Raw genomic sequence first — 14925 nt, 5'->3', positions numbered from 1 at the left:
AGTAGTCATCTTGATATGCCCTACAGTGGCGGAGTCTGCATCCAAAAACTGGACTAAATAGTTCTCTTTGAGGCATGATGAGCGCCGGAGAACGAAGCCGCGCCGAGCGAAGGGCCATCACGGTGACCGAGCAGCTGGGTTTCGCGGCGAGGGCGGCGGCCTTGAAGCTGTCCTCGGCCGTCGTGACCACCGGCGGCGGCGATCCCCCGCCGCCGTGGGAACTCTCGATCAGCGCACAGGTGCTGGGCGAAACCGAGATCATGCTCGCCACGACCCACCGGCCGGGCGGGAACACGGCGGACGGCCACCGCGAGCTCCACGTCAACGCGGTCCTGCTGAGCATGATCCCGGACGTGATCCACCTTGCCGGCCGAGGTGCGCCCCGGACCGGGCCCTGCACCCTGACGTTGACCTTCTCCGAGGGCGACGCCGCCCGGAGCGAGTGGACCACGACGTTCGAAGTGCCGGGTTCCCCGCTCGAAGATTCCCCTGGCACCTCACCGTGCCGTTCGGCCGAACCGCCGAGAGAAGACCTCAGGAGAAGTGAAATGACCGCCGAGATGGACGTCCGACGCAACGGCGACACCGGATCGTACGAAGCCGTGGTCGACGGGCAGGTCGTCGGCATGATCGTCTACCACGTGCCGCGCGGTGGGCAGCGGGTGACGTTGAGCCACACGATCGTCGAACCCGGGTACCGAGGCCGGGGCATCGCGACGCGGCTCGTGAAGCACGCGTTGGACGATCTCCGCGCCCGAGACCAGAAGCTCACCAACTACTGCACGTTCGTCGCGGACTACATCGCCGACCACCCCGAATACGGGGACCTGGTCGACGGCCGCTTCCCCGGACGGGAGACGGTGCCCGAGCGCGCGCCACGAGTGCGGAGTTGACCGGGGCATCGCACGCGGTCGAAATCGACGGACCGCGGATCCGGACCGCTCGCCTGCTTCTGACCCCGTGGAGCACCTCCGACGCCGAAGCGGCCCTGGGCATCTTCGGTGACGGGGAAGTGGCCCGGTGGCTGGCGCCGGCCATGGCGCGGGTGCCGGACCTGGCCGCCATGCGGCGGCTTCTCGACGGCTGGGTCTCGGCCGGTCCGGCCGCCGAGCCGCCGGTCGGCCGCTGGAAGGTCGCCGAACGCGCCGGCGGGCGGGTGGTGGGCGCGGTCTCGCTGCTGCCGCTGCCGCCCGACGACATCGACCTCGAGATCGGCGTCCAGATCGCCCGGGGCCGGTGGGGCCACGGGTACGCCGGTGAAGCCGGCGACGCGGTCGCCCACTACGCGTTCGACGCCGGCGTGGACGAGATCTTCGCCGTCTCCCGCCCCGCGAACCGGCGCGCCGCGGCGGCCGTGCGCCGGATGGGCCTGGAGTGGGTCGGGCAGACCGGCAAGTACTACGACACGCGGCTCGACGTGTTCCGCCTGCGCCGGTACGACCTGGACGTGCCGGCGCGCCCGGGCGTGCTCACCGACAGCTGATCCACACCGACATCGACAGACCACGCGCCGAAAGAGAAACGACCATGCCCGGAACCCTTCCCGACCGATGCGGTACCTACGCGATCGGCGGCCACGAAATCACCCGGCTCGGGCTCGGTACCGCCCGGATGAGCGAGTCCGGCGTCTGGAGCCATCCCGAAGACGCCGCGGAAGCGAAGCGGGTGCTCCGGGAGGCGGTCGACCTCGGGGTGAACCTCATCGACGTCGCCGAGTCGTCCGGGCCCTTCGACTACGAGGAGCTCATCGCCCAGTCGCTGAGCCCGTTCCCCGACGACCTGCTGCTGATGATCAAAGGCGGGCTGCTCCGGACGCCGCAGGGGGAGTGGGAGCCGTTGCCGCGGCCTTCGTTCCTCCGCAAGCAGATCGAGACGCGGCTGTACTACCTGAAGCTGGACCGCATCCCGCTGTTCCAGCTGCACGGGTTCAGCCCGCACGCGCCGATCGCCGACCAGCTCGGCCTGCTCACCGAGCTGCACCACGAGGGGAAGATCGGGTGCATCGGGCTGGCGGAGGTGACGCTGGCCGAACTGCGGGAAGCCCGGGAACACGCCGACATCGCGACGGTCCAGGCCGAGTACAACCTCGTCGACCGCACGGCCGACCCGCTCGTGGACTACGCGGAGTCGGCGCACATCGGGTTCATCCCGTGGCTCCCGCTGGCGACCGGGGCACTGGCCGGCGAGGACGGCCCGGTGGCCGAAACGGCCCGGCGGCGCGGTGTCCCGCCGGCGCAGATCGCGCTGGCCTGGCTGCTGAACCGCTCACCGGCACTGCTCCCCACCCCCGGCACGCTGAGCGTCCGGCACCTGGAGGAGAACGTGGCCGCGGCCGACATCCGGCTGACCGCGGCCGAAGTCGCCGACCTCGACCGGATGGCGCCTCGGCCGTAACCAGGGTGTTCAGCGTGGCAGCCCCTGTGCCGCCTCGCCGCCTGGTGACGGTGCCGAAGATCGATCGTGGAGAGGGGAGACGGCATGACGTCAGGTGTGCTCCACGCCTCGGAGGTCGGCGGACGGGTCGTGGTCGACGGGCGGAGCTTCGACCCCGAGTCCGCCGCCTGGGTCCGGGAACTCGGTCCCGGCGGCCCGGACTTCGAAGCCGCCTGTCGCCGGCTGTACGCGATGCTCTTCAAGATCGCGCGGCGGGAGACCCTGCGCCGGTCGCCGATCCTGCGGCTGACCGGTCCGGAACTCGAGGACCTGGCCCACCAGGCCGCGGCCGACGCGCTCATGCGGATCACCCGCAAGATCGGCGAGTTCCGCGGGGACGCGCAGTTCAAGACCTGGGCGTTCAAGTTCGTCATCCTCGAGGTGTCGACGAAGGTCGGCCGGCACTTCTGGCGCGACCGCCGGGTGTTCCCCGACGGCGGCGAGACCGACCGGGCCCCGGCCGCCGCCGGCGACGAACCGCCGCACCAGGTGGAGGCCGGCGAGCTGCGGGCCGCCCTCGGCGAAGCCATCGAGAACGCGCTGACCCAGCGCCAGCGGACCGTGTTCGTGGCGCTGGCCATCGACAACGTCCCGATGGACGCCCTCGCGGCCGAGCTGGACACCAACCGCAACGCCATTTACAAGGCGATGTTCGACGCCCGGCGCAACATCCGCGCCCACCTGGTGGCGCACGACTTCCTGTCCTGACCGGATCCGCGCTCCCGCTACGGGCGCACGCGGATGATCGTCTTTCCCTTCCGTCGCTCGGCCGGGTTGAAGGCGGCGACGGCGTCGTCGAGGGACGCGATGGTCCCGACGTGGGGCCGCACTCGCCCGTCGCGCACCCGCCGCACGATTTCCCCCAGCTGGGTCCGGTCGGCCTCGACCACGAAGTCGACCGTGCGGCCGTCGGCGGGCCGGACCTCGGGCGGGCCGGCGATCGTGACCAGCGTTCCGCCGGTCCGGACCAGACGCGCCGAGCGCGCCCCGAGGTCGCCGCCGAACACGTCGAACACCAGGTCCACGGCGCCGGCCTCCTCGAGCCGGTCGTTCTCCAGGTCGACGAACTCGTTCGCCCCGAAGTCGCGCGCGGTCCGCTCGCCGGCCGCGCGCCCGGTGCCGACGACGTAGGCGCCCGCCTCCCGCGCGAGCTGCGTCGCCATCGAGCCGACGGCGCCGGCCGCACCGTGCACGAGGACACGTTGTCCCGCCTCCAGGCGGCCGTGCACGAACAGGCCTTGCCACGCGGTGAGGCCGGACATGACGATGCCCGCGCCGGTGGTGAAGTCGACGTCGCCGGGCAGCGGCGCCAGGTTGCGCGCCTCGACGACCGCGTACTCCGCCAGGGTTCCGTCGCGCGTCGAGTCCGTCAGGCCGAACACCCGCTGCCCGACCGACAGCCCGGCGGCGCCGTAGCTCAACGCGGAAACCACGCCGGCCACCTCGTGCCCGGGGATCGACGGCGTCCGGTCCCGGCCGCGCCGGTCGATCCACGTCGAGGGCCACGACAGCTCGTCCCAGGTGAACCCCGACGCGTGGACCTCGACGACCACATCGCCGTAGTTCGCTCCGGCGAGGTCGGCGAGCTTCGCCACGTCCGGCGCGGGGCGCTCAGCGAGCGTCATCCCCGCCCGGCCCGCGGCCTCGTCCGTCACCACGATCGCCTTCATGTGCAACCACTTCCCTTCGTGCGCGGTGTCTGCTGCAGCTTCCGTCCGTCCATGGTGTGCGGCTCCTTCGGACTCAGATGGCCAGCCCGGCGCCACCGGACACCACGATCTCCTGGCCGGTCACGTAGGCAGCCTCGTCCGAAGCCAGGAACGCGACGGTGCCGGCGATGTCCTCGGGCCGGGCGAGGCGGCCGAACGGGTTCTTCTCCGCCATCGCCGTCATCGTCCCCGCGACGTCGTCGGTCTGCGTGCCGAGCGCGGTGCGCGTCATCGGGGTGTCGGTGAACCCCGGGCTCACCGCGTTGATCCGGATGCGGCGCGGGGCGAGCTCGAGAGCGAGGGTCGGGAGCATGGCCAGCATCGCCCCGTGCGACCCGGCCGCGACGCTGTTGCCGGTGAGGCTGCGGGTGGCGCCGATGCCGACGGTGACGATGACGGAAGCACCGTCGGTCAGCAGCGGCAACGCCTTGGCGAGCGTGAAGAACTGGCCCTTGGTGTTGACGGCGAAAACCTCGTCGTACGCGGCTTCGTCGCAGTCGTCCAGGGTCATCGGAAGGCTGACGCCCGCGTTCAGGAACAGCGTGGTCAAGCTTCCGAACCGGGCGCCGACTTCGGCCACGACCTTGTCGGTGTCCGCGAGCGTGCGCGCGTCGGCCCGCAGGACCAGAACGTCCTCGGGCAGCTCCTCCCGGGCCCGCGCGACGCTTTCCGGACGTTGCCCGGTGACTGCGACGCGGTATCCGCGGCTGTGCAGGGCTTCGGCTGCTGCCTTGCCGATCCCGCTGGTGCCGCCCGTGATCAGGGCCGTCCGTGCCGACATGGTCATCGCTCCCGTGTGGTTGGTCGTCTTGTCGGCCAGTGTGCCGCAAAGAGGACTGTATAGTCCAACGTGAAACAGCGGAGACCGGTCCGGTGGAGAGGGGTTACCCGATGCGAGACGCGGTACCGAGAACCGGCGTCGCCCGGCGTGGTGGACGGCTTTCCTCGGCCTTTCCGGCCGGAGTGGTGTCGCTCGTGGCTGCGTTCGCCGCCGTGGGGTCCACGATCCCGCTGTTCAACGTCTACCGGGCCGAGGAAGGCTTCACCAACGCGGACATCTCGATCACCGTCGTCGCCTACTCCGCCGCCACCCTCGGCACGTTGCTGGTGCTGGGCCGGGTTTCCGGCCACCTGGGGCGGCGGCCCACCTCGATCGCGAGCCTCGGCCTGCTCCTGCTCGGCTGTGTGGTCCTGCTGGACGTGCACGACGTCGGCGTCCTGATCGCGGGACGGCTCCTGATGGGCTTCGGTGCCGGCCTGGCCAGCAGTAGTCTCACTTCCTACATCGTCGACGCCGCACCGGCCCGGCCGGCCTGGCTGGCTTCGGTCGCGTCGAGCCAGACGGTCATGCTCGGGCTCGCCGTCGGCGCCATCGGTTCCGGTGCGCTCGTGCAGTTCGGTCCCTGGCCGCGCGAGCTGATCTACCTCGCGGTGATCGGCCTGCTCCTGCTGTCCGCCGTGCTCGTCTTCGTCAGCCCGGAAACCGTGGCCCCGGCGCCGGGCCTCCGGCGCTCGCTGCGTCCCCGGGTCCGCGTCCCGGCCGGGGTCAGGCACCGGGTCCCCGTCGCGGCGGCGGTGTTGCTGGCGACCTGGGCGACCGGGGCGTTCTACCAGGCGTTCGTGCCGGCGCTCGTCGCCGACCAGCTCCACACGCGCAGCCCGCTCGCCCTCGGGCTGGTGTTCGCCGCCTACATGGGATCGAGCGCGCTCGGCGCGCCGCTCAGCGGCCGGTTCGCGCCCGCGGTGGCGCAGCGGGCCGGCATGCTCGGGTTCCTGGCCGGCATGATCGGCATCATCGCGGCGATCGCGACCGGCGCGCTGGTGCTGTTCTTCGCGGCGACCGTCGTCGCGGGGGCGAGCCAGGGCATCGCGATCAGCGCCGCCACCCGCGGCCTGCTGGCGGGCAGCGGCGTGGCCGACCGGGCCCCGATCTTCACGGTCGTCTACCTCTTCTCCTACTGCGGCGCGACGATTCCCGCCCTCGTCGCCGGCCGGCTTTCCCCGACGTTCTCCCTCCCGCAGATCGCCGTCGGGTACGGCGTGCTCGCTTTCGTCGCCACCGTGTACACCGTGGTCGCCGCCCGCGACCGTCAGCGGAACGGCCGTGCGCGCGGGGCCCGGTGACCGCGCCGCGGCGCGATGCGGGGCGTGAGCTCGAGAACGCGGACCACCCGGTACCGGTGCGGCCGCCACGGCCGGTAGAACGCTTCGACCTCCTCGTCGGCCAGTGGCCGGCCGGCCAGCGCCAGGCCGGTCATCCGGCCGAGGCCGAAGTCGCCGAGCGGCAGCGCATCGGCGTCACCGAGCGCGCGGTGCCCGACCTGCGCCGCGGTCCACACCCCGACACCCGGCATCGCCGACATCAGCCGGTAGGCGCGGGCCGGGTCGGCGGCGGCACGGTCGAGCTTGCCCGCGTGCCGGGCGGCGAGCACGACGGTTCTCGAGCGCAGCAGGTCGACTCCGGCGCGTCGCCAGTCCCAGATCGGGATCTCCGCCCACCCGCCGGGGGAGGGCACGACCCGCATCGCCGCGGGAGCGGGACCCGGCGCCGGCGTGCCGTGGGCGAAGACCAACCGGGCCCAGGCGGCCTGCGCGTCCAGGCTGACGACCCGCTGCTCCAGGACCGCGGGCACGAGCGCCTCGAACACCCGGCCCGTGCGGGGTACGCGCAGGCCCGGCAGCCGACGCCAGGCCCGTTCGAGCACGGGGTGGGCGGGCCGGAACTCCTCGGGGTGGTCGTGGGCACCGAGTTCGGCGGGGATGTGCTCGACGAGCTCGCCGGCGCCCGGGCCCGGCCGAACGTCCATGCTCTTCTCCTCGGTCTTACTGTGGACTATATAGTCCAGAGTAAGCCGTAAGAGCCGGCTCCGGCCCGACGCTCAAGACTCACACACCATCGGAGGGTGATCCACGTGTCACGGTTGGCTGTCCACCGGCCGGTGCGCGAACCAGAGCCCGTCGATCGGCGAACTGATCGCCGGCGCCAAGAACTGACGTATCCACCCATCACCCGAAAGAAAAGGCAGCTCGCCATGGATCTCGACAAGCTCATGAACCAGCATCTCACGAGGGCGTTCGACGGCATCCGGGCGTTCCAGGCCTGATCCCGGCCCCGGGGGTAAGACGGCGCGCGCAGCGGACGCAGAAGGAGTGTCCCACCCGGGACGGCCACCGGCCTCGGTGGCTCGCTGCTCGATGTGAGGCGGAGAATCGTGGTGCTTGCCGCTGGTGTGCGGGAAATCGGTGGCCGGGTCGAGCTGCTCGACCTGCCGGAGCCCGGCGGCCCCGGGCCGGGCGAAGTGGTGATCGAGGTCGTTGCGGCCGGTGTCGGCAACTGGGACGACATCGTCCGTTCGGGTGGGTGGGACGTCGGGCCGACCCCGCCGATGGCACTCGGTGTGGAGGTGGCCGGGACGGTGGTCGCGGTCGGTTCGGCCGTGACGGACTTCCGGCCGGGTGACGAGGTGTTCGGCCATCCGCTCCCGCTGCTTCACCAGGGCTGCTGGGCCGAGCGGGTGGTGGTCGACGCCGAACTGGTCGCGGCGAAACCGCCGGGCGTGCGGTGGGAGACGGCGGCGGCGTTCCCCGTGCCGGCCCTGACCGCCGAGCAGGCGCTCTCCGAATCCCTTCGCGTCGCGGAGAACGAGACGCTGCTCGTCCACGGTGCGGGCGGCGCGACCGGTGGGCTGGCCGTGCGGCTCGCGGCCCTGCGGGGCGCCCGGGTGATCGCCACCGCCGGACCCGCGAGCGCCGCCCGGGTGGCCCGGGCCGGCGCGGCCGAGGTCGTCGACTACCACGACCAGAGCTGGCCGGACCGGGTCCGCGAGTGGGCCGGTGGCGACGGCGTCGACACCGCCCTGAACGCCGTGGCCGGCGGCAGCGCCGACACCCTCCGGGCGGTGCGCGAAGGCGGCCGCCTGGCGACGATCACCGGCGACCCGCCACCCGCCGCGCGGGGCATCGGCGTCGCTAACGTCTACGTGCGCCCGGACGCCGCCCAGCTCGCGAAGCTGAGCGCGCTGCTCGGCGAGAGCAAGCTGACCCTGCCGGTGGGCACCACCCTGCCGCTGGCCGAGGCAGCGGCCGCGCTCGAGCGCGTGGTCCGGGGCGCCGGCGGCGGTCCGGTCGTCCTGGTCACGGACCGGTGGTCGTCGAAGTCCGTCGTGCTCTGAGCGGTGACAGGTCGATTCGTCCGGCCGGCTCATTCGGCACCGCCGTGCTCGTCCTCGGGGTGTGGGCTCTCGCGATCCGGCCCCATGCCGACCGGGCGGTCAACACTGTGCTGCCGTCGGCGGGAATCCTCGTCCTGGCCGACCCCGTGGTCCCGATCCCTCGTCTGGCGGCGGCCTTTCCGGCTCGAGGCGTAAGACCGGCTCCGCGCGCGACACCAATGCAGCATGAGCTCACCGACCACGCCGACCCGGGGCACCGGCGCGCTCGAACGACGCCTCGGGGAGGCCGCCGAGCCTCGCCGGACGTCGATCCAGTCCCTCGGCCGGCTCCCCGGGTGAGGCGAGCCGGCATGCGCGAGAAGCTGGAGAAACCATGAAGACCACCGCCCCCGGCCCCATCGTCACGCGGCCCTACCCCGTGCGCCGTTCCGTGAAGGGTTCGGCGTTGCTGCGGCTGATGCGCACGACGGACCACAAGCAGATCGGCGTGATGTACCTCGTCACGGCCTTCGCCTTCTTCATGGTCGGCGGGGCGATGGCGATGCTGCTCCGCTCCGAGCTCGCGCGGCCCGGCCTGCAGTTCCTGTCGCAGGAGCAGTACAACCAGCTGTTCACCATGCACGGCACGATCATGCTGCTGATGTACGCGACCCCGATCCTGTTCGGCTTCGCGAACTTCATCCTGCCGCTGCAGATCGGCTCGCCCGACGTCGCTTTTCCGCGGCTGAACGCGTTCTCGTACTGGCTCTACCTCTTCGGCAGCCTGACCGTCGTCTCGGGTTTCCTCACCCCCGGCGGCGCGGCGGAGTTCGGCTGGACCGGCTACACGCCGCTGTCGGAAGCCACGCACACCCCCGGCCCCGGCACCGACCTGTGGATCATGGGCCTGATCGTCAGCGGCCTCGGTACCATTCTCGGCGCGGTCAACATGGTCACCACCGTGATCTCGCTGCGCGCGCCCGGCATGACGATGTACCGGATGCCGATCTTCACCTGGAACATCCTGGTGACGTCGATCCTGATCCTCGTCGCGTTCCCCATCCTCACCGCGGCGCTCTTCGGGCTGGAGGCCGATCGCCGGCTGGGCGCGCACGTGTTCGACCCCGCCAACGGCGGCGTGATCCTCTGGCAGCACCTGTTCTGGTTCTTCGGCCACCCCGAGGTCTACATCATCGCGCTACCGTTCTTCGGGATCGTGTCGGAGATCTTTCCCGTGTTCAGCCGCAAACCGCTCTTCGGCTACAAAGGACTGGTCTTCGCGACGCTGGCCATCGCCGCGCTCTCGTTCTCCGTCTGGGCACACCACCTCTACGCCACCGGCGCCGTGCTGCTGCCGTTCTTCTCCTTCATGACCTTCCTGATCGCGGTCCCGACCGGCGTGAAGTTCTTCAACTGGATCGGCACGATGTGGAAGGGCCAGCTGTCCTTCGAGACGCCGATGATCTTCTCGATGGGCTTCATCGTCACGTTCCTCTTCGGCGGCCTGACCGGCATCATGCTGGCCGCGCCGGCGATCGACTTCCACGTCTCCGACAGCTACTTCGTCGTCGCGCACTTCCACTACGTGCTCTACGGCACCATCGCCTTCGCGACCTTCGCCGGTATCTACTTCTGGTTCCCGAAGATCACCGGCCGGATGATGGACGAGAAGCTGGGCAAGTGGCACTTCTGGACCACGTTCATCGGCTTCCACGGCACGTTCCTCGTCCAGCACTGGCTGGGTGCCGAGGGCATGCCGCGCCGGTACGCGGACTACCTGACCAGTGACGGCTTCACCACGCTGAACACGATCTCGACGATCGGTGCGTACATCCTCGGTGCCTCGACGCTGCCGTTCATCTGGAACGTCTTCAAGAGCTACCGGTACGGCGAGATCGTCACGGTGGACGACCCGTGGGGCTACGGCAACTCGCTCGAATGGGCGACGTCGTGCCCGCCGCCGCGGCACAACTTCACCGAGCTGCCCCGGATCCGGTCCGAGCGGCCGGCGTTCGAGCTGCACTACCCGCACATGATCGAGCGCATGCACAGCGAGGGCGAGATCGGCTTCTTCGGGAAGCAGCGACCTTAGGCGGGGAGCGCGTCGAGGGCGAGACGACACAGCGCCCCACGCGGCCCACCGGCGAGGAGCTACGGCCCGATTGGACGAGATGGTCCACTTCGAGTATCGTCCCGGTCAGGCGAACCGCGCCCCACCATCCCGACGACGAAACCGGAGTGCAGTTGGCAGACGTTGTGCGCGCGGTCGTGGACGAGCTGACGTCGGACCCCTCCAACGCGTGGGCCCGGGACCTCGGCTACCGGCCCGTGTGGGCCGGGTCGCCGTCCGCGCGGGTCGTGATCATCGGTCAGGCGCCGGGGTGGCGAGCCCAGGAAAGCGGGATCCCGTGGGACGACGCCAGCGGCGTGCGGCTGCGCTCGTGGCTCGGGGTCCGCGACGAGGAGTTCTACGATCCCGGGCTGTTCGCCATCGTGCCGATGGACTTCTACTTCCCGGGCAAGGGCAAGACGGGTGACCTGCCCCCGCGCCGGGACTTCGCGCCGCGGTGGCATCCGCGGATCCTGGCCGGGATGCCCGACGTCACCCTCCGCGTGCTCATCGGCACGTACGCGCAGCGGTTCCACCTCGCCGGCCGGGCCAAGGCGAACCTCACCGAGACCGTGCGGGCCTACGGCGAATACCTCCCCGCCGAGTTCCCGCTGGTGCACCCGTCACCGCTGAACCACCGCTGGCACGCCCGGAACCCGTGGTTCGAGGCCGAGGTCGTCCCCGCGCTGGCCGGCCGGGTCGCGCTCGCGCTGGGTCGCGGGTGACGGCGCCGGCAACTGGTCCGGAAGGTCCGTCTTCCGCCGCGCGAAGGCCGCCGATCCGCGCCGGTGCGATAATGTGGTGCCGTGGTGGAACCGGAGAGCGCTGTGAGGCCGGTCCGGCGGACGGCGCGTGGTGAGGCGACCAGGGCGCGGATTCTGCGGGCCGCGGTCGACCTGATGACGGTGAAAGGGGTGGCCGCCACCACGCTCGACGACGTCCGCGCGGCGAGCAGCACCAGCAAGTCGCAGCTCTACCACCACTACCCCGACAAGGACGCCCTGGTCCAGGACGTCATCGAGGTCCAGGCCGAAGAAGTGCTGACTCTCCAGGGGGAGCAGCTACGGCGGCTTAATTCGATCCGCGGGCTGGAGCGCTGGCGGGACGCGATCGTCCAGCGCAGTGCCCTCCGCAACGGGGCTCACGGTTGCCGCCTGGGTTCGCTGGCGAGTGAGCTTTCGGACCAGAACGAGCGGGCGCGGTCGGCGTTGGCGGGCCACTTCGAGACCTGGCAGGGTCTGCTCACCGACGGCCTGCGGCGGATGCGGGACGCCGGGAAGCTGCGGCCCGACACCGACCCCGAGCGGCTCGCCATCGGCCTGATGGGTGCCCTGCAGGGCGGGTACCTGCTCGCGCAGACCGAACACGACGTCAAGCCGATGCGCATCGCGCTCGACATGGCCATCGACCACATCCGCAGCTTCCAGCCCTGAACCCCGCGTCGCGGCGGGAGCTTCATGCCGCGGGGGAGCGCTCCACGGTGAGGGTCGCGCGGCCGACCCGCAGGATTCCGTCGTCGAGCGGGGCGCAGCGCACGCCGCCGTGCCCGCGCAGCCCGCGGAACGCGCCGGGCGCCAGCACCACATCCATCCAGGCGCACGGGTGGGCGGGGCGATAGGCCTGGAACCGGACTTCGCCCGCCCCGGAGTCGAGGCCGAACACCGCCCCGGTCCCGCCCCGCGGCGCGGCCAGCTCGTCGACGGGAAACCCGCGCACGACGATGTTGCGTCGCGGCAGGTGCGGGTCCGGCACCGCGGCGAGGCCGAGGTCCCGCGCGAGAACGTCGAGCGACTCCGCGGCGAAGAGGGTGACGGCGGCCCGCCGGTGGGCGGGCTGGTTGAAGTACCGGTCACCGACGAGCCCGAGCCCGGCGCGCATGGTCACCTCGTCGCGCGCGGGGGGTCCCGGGTCGGGCCGCGGGCCGTCCGCGGGACGGCCTTCGAAGGCGTGCGCGGGGGAGACCAGCAGCGCGACGATCTCCACCGGGGCCGAGATCGTGGCGGGCGGTTCCGGCATGGCTCTCCTCACTCGCCCCGGCGCGCGAACCGGAGTTCGCGCGCCGGCGACCTCACTTGCCGTCGGTGTCGCTCGTGAACAGGGTGCGGTAGTCGCCGTAGCCCGCCGCCTCCAGGTCGTCGAGGTGGATGAACCGCAACGACGCGGAGTTGATGCAGTAGCGCATTCCGCCCTTGTCCAGCGGGCCGTCGTCGAAGACGTGGCCGAGGTGGCTGTCCGCGTGCAGCGAACGGACCTCCGCCCGGATCATCCCGTGGCCGAAGTCTTCCCGTTCGACGACGTTCGCCTTGACGATCGGCTTGGTGAAGCTCGGCCACCCGGACCGGCTGTCGTACTTGTCGACCGAAGCGAACAGCGGCTCGCCGGACACGACGTCGACGTAGATGCCGGGCTCGTGGTTGTCCCAGTACGCGTTCGCGAACGGACGTTCCGTGCCGTCCTGCTGGGTCACGCGGTACTGCTCCGGATCCAGTCGCGTCACGGCTTCCGGGCTCTTGTGGTAGTCGGCCTGCTGAGGCACAGCTCTCCCTTCCTTGGACGTGCAGGGGTACAGACGTGCGGCGCACCCGCGCTATTCCGTCGGACGGCCGGTCGGCGCGGGCGTTCTTCTTTCGTAAGGACTGGCGCCGACGTCTCGTTCAATATGGACTAAATAGTCCAAGCAAGCTAGGGTCACCGGGAACGAAGCGGCGGACCGAATGCGAGAACCCATGAGTGACGACTCCGACGACTACGACGGCGGTTTCGACCTGGACAACGGTCTGCTGGAACCCGAGGACAGCCTCGTGGACCGCGGCGTGGTGGACGTGCTGGACGAGGGCTACAGGCCGCCGGACCACCCCATCGCGGTCTTCGACTGGGGCACGACGGCGCGCGAAGCCGCCGGCCACGAAGAGCTCGGCAAACGGCTCGCGCGCGAGCTGCCGGACGTCTTCGACGTCGCGGGCCGGGGCGACGGGCTCGGTGACGCGTCCGACACCGACGGCGAACCGTACGACGACCAGGTCGGCGTGACGCGGGCCGGACGGCTGGTCGAGAACCCGGACGCGGACGAGGCGTACCCCTACGTGTTCGCCTCCGACGTCGGCCTGGACGGCGCCGCGGCGTCCGCCGAAGAAGCGGCCGTCCACATCGTCCCGGAATGACCGCCGGAACACCGGAAAGGCACAGGCAGATGGTGATCACCAGAGGCTTCGTCGGGCGCGGGCGCGCCGGCCACGACCCCCGGCTGCCACCCGGGCAGTACGACGCGGGCGACGACTGGCCGGTCCTGCACGCGGAAGCGACGCCGTCGATCGACACCGCGACGTGGACCTTCACCGTCGACGGCCTCGTCGACACGCCGACCACCTGGACGTGGGACGAGATCCGAGCGCTCCCGGGTGACCGGTACGAGGGCGCGATCCACTGCGTCACGACGTGGTCGAAGTTCGGCATGAGGTTCGACGGCGTCTCCGTCGACACCCTGCTCGAAGTCACCGGGGTGCGCGACGACGCGGCCTACGTCCTGGCGCGGTCGCACACCGGCTACACGACCAACCTGCCGATCGAGGACGTGGTCGACGGCCGCGCCTGGGTGGTGTGGGACGTCGACGGCGCACCGCTGGACGACATCCACGGCGGCCCGGCCCGGCTGCTGGTGCCGCACCTGTACTTCTGGAAGAGCGCGAAATGGGTGTCCGGGTTGAACTTCATGGCCGAGGACCAGCAGGGCTTCTGGGAACGCAACGGCTACCACGACCACGGCGACCCGTGGCTCGAGCAGCGTTACCAGGGCGACTGATGGCCACGGCTTCGTCCTGGCAGACCGGCGTCGTGACCGCGATCGGCGAGGAGACCCCGCACGCGAGGACGTTCCGGCTGCGGCTCACCGAACCCCGGACGCACCGGCCCGGCCAGTTCTACGTCGTCCGGCTGACCGCCCCGGACGGCTACCACGCCCAGCGCGACTACTCGGTGGCCGGCGCGCCCGGCGGCGAGGACATCGAGCTCACGGTCGAGAAGCTGCCGGACGGCGAAGTGTCGGCGTTCCTGCACGACGTGGTCGAAGTCGGGGACACGCTGCAGGTCCGCGGCCCGATCGGCCGGTTCTTCTCCTGGGACGGCGACGCGCCGATCCTGGGCGTCGCCGGGGGTTCCGGGGTGGTCCCGCTCATGTCCATGCTGCGGCTGGCGCGTGAATCGGGCCGAGCCGGCCTGATGCGGCTGATCGTGTCCGTCCGGTCGCCCGAAGAGCTGTACTACGCGGACGAAATAACCGGACCGGAGACCACGGTCGTCTACACGCGCCGAGGTCCCGCGGGCGGTGCCCGGCCCGTGGGCCGCCTCACGGCCGACGACCTCCGGCCGCTGGCCGCCGCGGATCGCGATGTCTACGTCTGCGGTTCGCAAGGGTTCTGCGACGCGGCGACCGGTCTGCTCGCCGACGTCGGAGTCGAAGCGGAGCGGATCCGCGTGAGCCGGTTCGGGCCGACCGGCTGACCCGGTCGTCGTGGCGGTGACCCAT

The 14925-nt window shown here is 71.2% G+C and carries 18 protein-coding genes; 13 read left to right on the top strand and 5 right to left on the bottom strand.

The genetic code is table 11. The features are described from left to right. Window positions 1–122: 122 nt before the first annotated feature. The 4 genes from ACZ7PG_RS30835 to ACZ7PG_RS30820 all read left to right on the top strand — a co-directional run bounded on the left by ACZ7PG_RS30835 (window position 123) and on the right by ACZ7PG_RS30820 (window position 3141). Window positions 123–893 (top strand): GNAT family N-acetyltransferase, encoded by a 771-nt coding sequence (locus ACZ7PG_RS30835; protein WP_470242635.1) that lies wholly within the window; start codon window positions 123–125, stop codon window positions 891–893. Then, window positions 890–1483, top strand: coding sequence for a GNAT family N-acetyltransferase (locus ACZ7PG_RS30830; RefSeq protein ID WP_470242634.1), 594 nt, complete (start codon window positions 890–892; stop codon window positions 1481–1483). The genes ACZ7PG_RS30835 and ACZ7PG_RS30830 overlap by 4 nt, the downstream gene beginning before the upstream one ends. Window positions 1484–1527: 44 nt before the next feature. After that, window positions 1528–2394, top strand: a complete 867-nt coding sequence (locus ACZ7PG_RS30825; protein ID WP_470242633.1) for an aldo/keto reductase — start codon at window positions 1528–1530, stop codon at window positions 2392–2394. Between the two features lie 84 nt (window positions 2395–2478). Continuing rightward, window positions 2479–3141: an RNA polymerase sigma factor gene (locus tag ACZ7PG_RS30820; RefSeq protein WP_470242632.1), complete on the top strand. Its 663-nt coding sequence runs from the start codon at window positions 2479–2481 to the stop codon at window positions 3139–3141. 17 nt (window positions 3142–3158) lie between these two features. Here the strand turns inward: ACZ7PG_RS30820 and ACZ7PG_RS30815 are convergent, their stop codons facing one another. After that, window positions 3159–4103, bottom strand: coding sequence for an NADP-dependent oxidoreductase (locus ACZ7PG_RS30815; protein ID WP_470242631.1), 945 nt, complete (start codon window positions 4101–4103; stop codon window positions 3159–3161). Between the two features lie 73 nt (window positions 4104–4176). Continuing rightward, on the bottom strand, window positions 4177–4923 hold the full coding sequence (locus tag ACZ7PG_RS30810; protein ID WP_470242630.1) for an SDR family oxidoreductase: 747 nt from the start codon (window positions 4921–4923) through the stop codon (window positions 4177–4179). 194 nt (window positions 4924–5117) lie between these two features. On the opposite strand from ACZ7PG_RS30810, the gene ACZ7PG_RS30805 reads away from it, so the two are divergent. Next, window positions 5118–6266, top strand: coding sequence for an MFS transporter (locus tag ACZ7PG_RS30805; RefSeq protein WP_470242629.1), 1149 nt, complete (start codon window positions 5118–5120; stop codon window positions 6264–6266). Here ACZ7PG_RS30805 and ACZ7PG_RS30800 read toward each other — a convergent pair. Further along, complete coding sequence (locus ACZ7PG_RS30800) at window positions 6233–6949, bottom strand: DNA-3-methyladenine glycosylase family protein (RefSeq protein ID WP_470242628.1); 717 nt, start codon at window positions 6947–6949, stop codon at window positions 6233–6235. The genes ACZ7PG_RS30805 and ACZ7PG_RS30800 overlap by 34 nt on opposite strands. A 96-nt stretch (window positions 6950–7045) precedes the next feature. Between ACZ7PG_RS30800 and ACZ7PG_RS30795 the strand changes: the two genes are divergently transcribed. The 5 genes from ACZ7PG_RS30795 to ACZ7PG_RS30775 all read left to right on the top strand — a co-directional run bounded on the left by ACZ7PG_RS30795 (window position 7046) and on the right by ACZ7PG_RS30775 (window position 11836). Next, window positions 7046–7246, top strand: coding sequence for a hypothetical protein (locus tag ACZ7PG_RS30795; RefSeq protein WP_470242627.1), 201 nt, complete (start codon window positions 7046–7048; stop codon window positions 7244–7246). Window positions 7247–7357: 111 nt separating this feature from the next. After that, the gene (locus ACZ7PG_RS30790; RefSeq protein WP_470242626.1) at window positions 7358–8314 is read left to right on the top strand and encodes an NADP-dependent oxidoreductase; all 957 of its coding nucleotides are present in this window, start codon (window positions 7358–7360) and stop codon (window positions 8312–8314) included. A 373-nt stretch (window positions 8315–8687) separates the two neighbouring features. Then, entirely contained in the window at window positions 8688–10385 is a 1698-nt protein-coding gene (ctaD, locus tag ACZ7PG_RS30785) for an aa3-type cytochrome oxidase subunit I (protein ID WP_470242625.1), read from the top strand. A 146-nt stretch (window positions 10386–10531) separates the two neighbouring features. Then, the gene (locus tag ACZ7PG_RS30780) at window positions 10532–11128 is read left to right on the top strand and encodes a uracil-DNA glycosylase family protein (RefSeq protein ID WP_470242624.1); all 597 of its coding nucleotides are present in this window, start codon (window positions 10532–10534) and stop codon (window positions 11126–11128) included. An 81-nt stretch (window positions 11129–11209) separates the two neighbouring features. Beyond that, window positions 11210–11836: a TetR/AcrR family transcriptional regulator gene (locus ACZ7PG_RS30775; protein WP_470242623.1), complete on the top strand. Its 627-nt coding sequence runs from the start codon at window positions 11210–11212 to the stop codon at window positions 11834–11836. Window positions 11837–11858: 22 nt separating this feature from the next. On the opposite strand, the gene ACZ7PG_RS30770 is transcribed toward ACZ7PG_RS30775, so the two are convergent. Together ACZ7PG_RS30770 and msrB are read right to left on the bottom strand one after the other, a co-directional pair. Further along, window positions 11859–12419 (bottom strand): MOSC domain-containing protein, encoded by a 561-nt coding sequence (locus tag ACZ7PG_RS30770; RefSeq protein ID WP_470242622.1) that lies wholly within the window; start codon window positions 12417–12419, stop codon window positions 11859–11861. A gap of 52 nt (window positions 12420–12471) precedes the next feature. Continuing rightward, complete coding sequence (msrB, locus tag ACZ7PG_RS30765) at window positions 12472–12939, bottom strand: peptide-methionine (R)-S-oxide reductase MsrB (protein ID WP_470242621.1); 468 nt, start codon at window positions 12937–12939, stop codon at window positions 12472–12474. Between the two features lie 190 nt (window positions 12940–13129). On the opposite strand from msrB, the gene ACZ7PG_RS30760 reads away from it, so the two are divergent. Genes ACZ7PG_RS30760 through ACZ7PG_RS30750 form a run of 3 tightly spaced genes read left to right on the top strand, consistent with a single transcriptional unit; the run spans window position 13130 to window position 14900 of the window. After that, window positions 13130–13564 carry a DUF5709 domain-containing protein gene (locus tag ACZ7PG_RS30760; RefSeq protein ID WP_470242620.1) on the top strand — a complete coding sequence of 145 codons (435 nt, stop codon included), beginning with the start codon at window positions 13130–13132 and terminating at the stop codon, window positions 13562–13564. A gap of 29 nt (window positions 13565–13593) precedes the next feature. Beyond that, window positions 13594–14202, top strand: coding sequence for a sulfite oxidase-like oxidoreductase (locus tag ACZ7PG_RS30755; RefSeq protein ID WP_470242619.1), 609 nt, complete (start codon window positions 13594–13596; stop codon window positions 14200–14202). Continuing rightward, on the top strand, window positions 14202–14900 hold the full coding sequence (locus ACZ7PG_RS30750) for an FAD-binding oxidoreductase (RefSeq protein WP_470242618.1): 699 nt from the start codon (window positions 14202–14204) through the stop codon (window positions 14898–14900). The genes ACZ7PG_RS30755 and ACZ7PG_RS30750 overlap by 1 nt, the downstream gene beginning before the upstream one ends. Window positions 14901–14925 lie beyond the last annotated feature (25 nt).

It is taken from the genome of Amycolatopsis sp. NPDC114504 (genome assembly GCF_055633595.1).
Note: the sequence above shows the minus strand (reverse complement) of the source record. Positions and strands in the feature narration are given on the sequence as shown.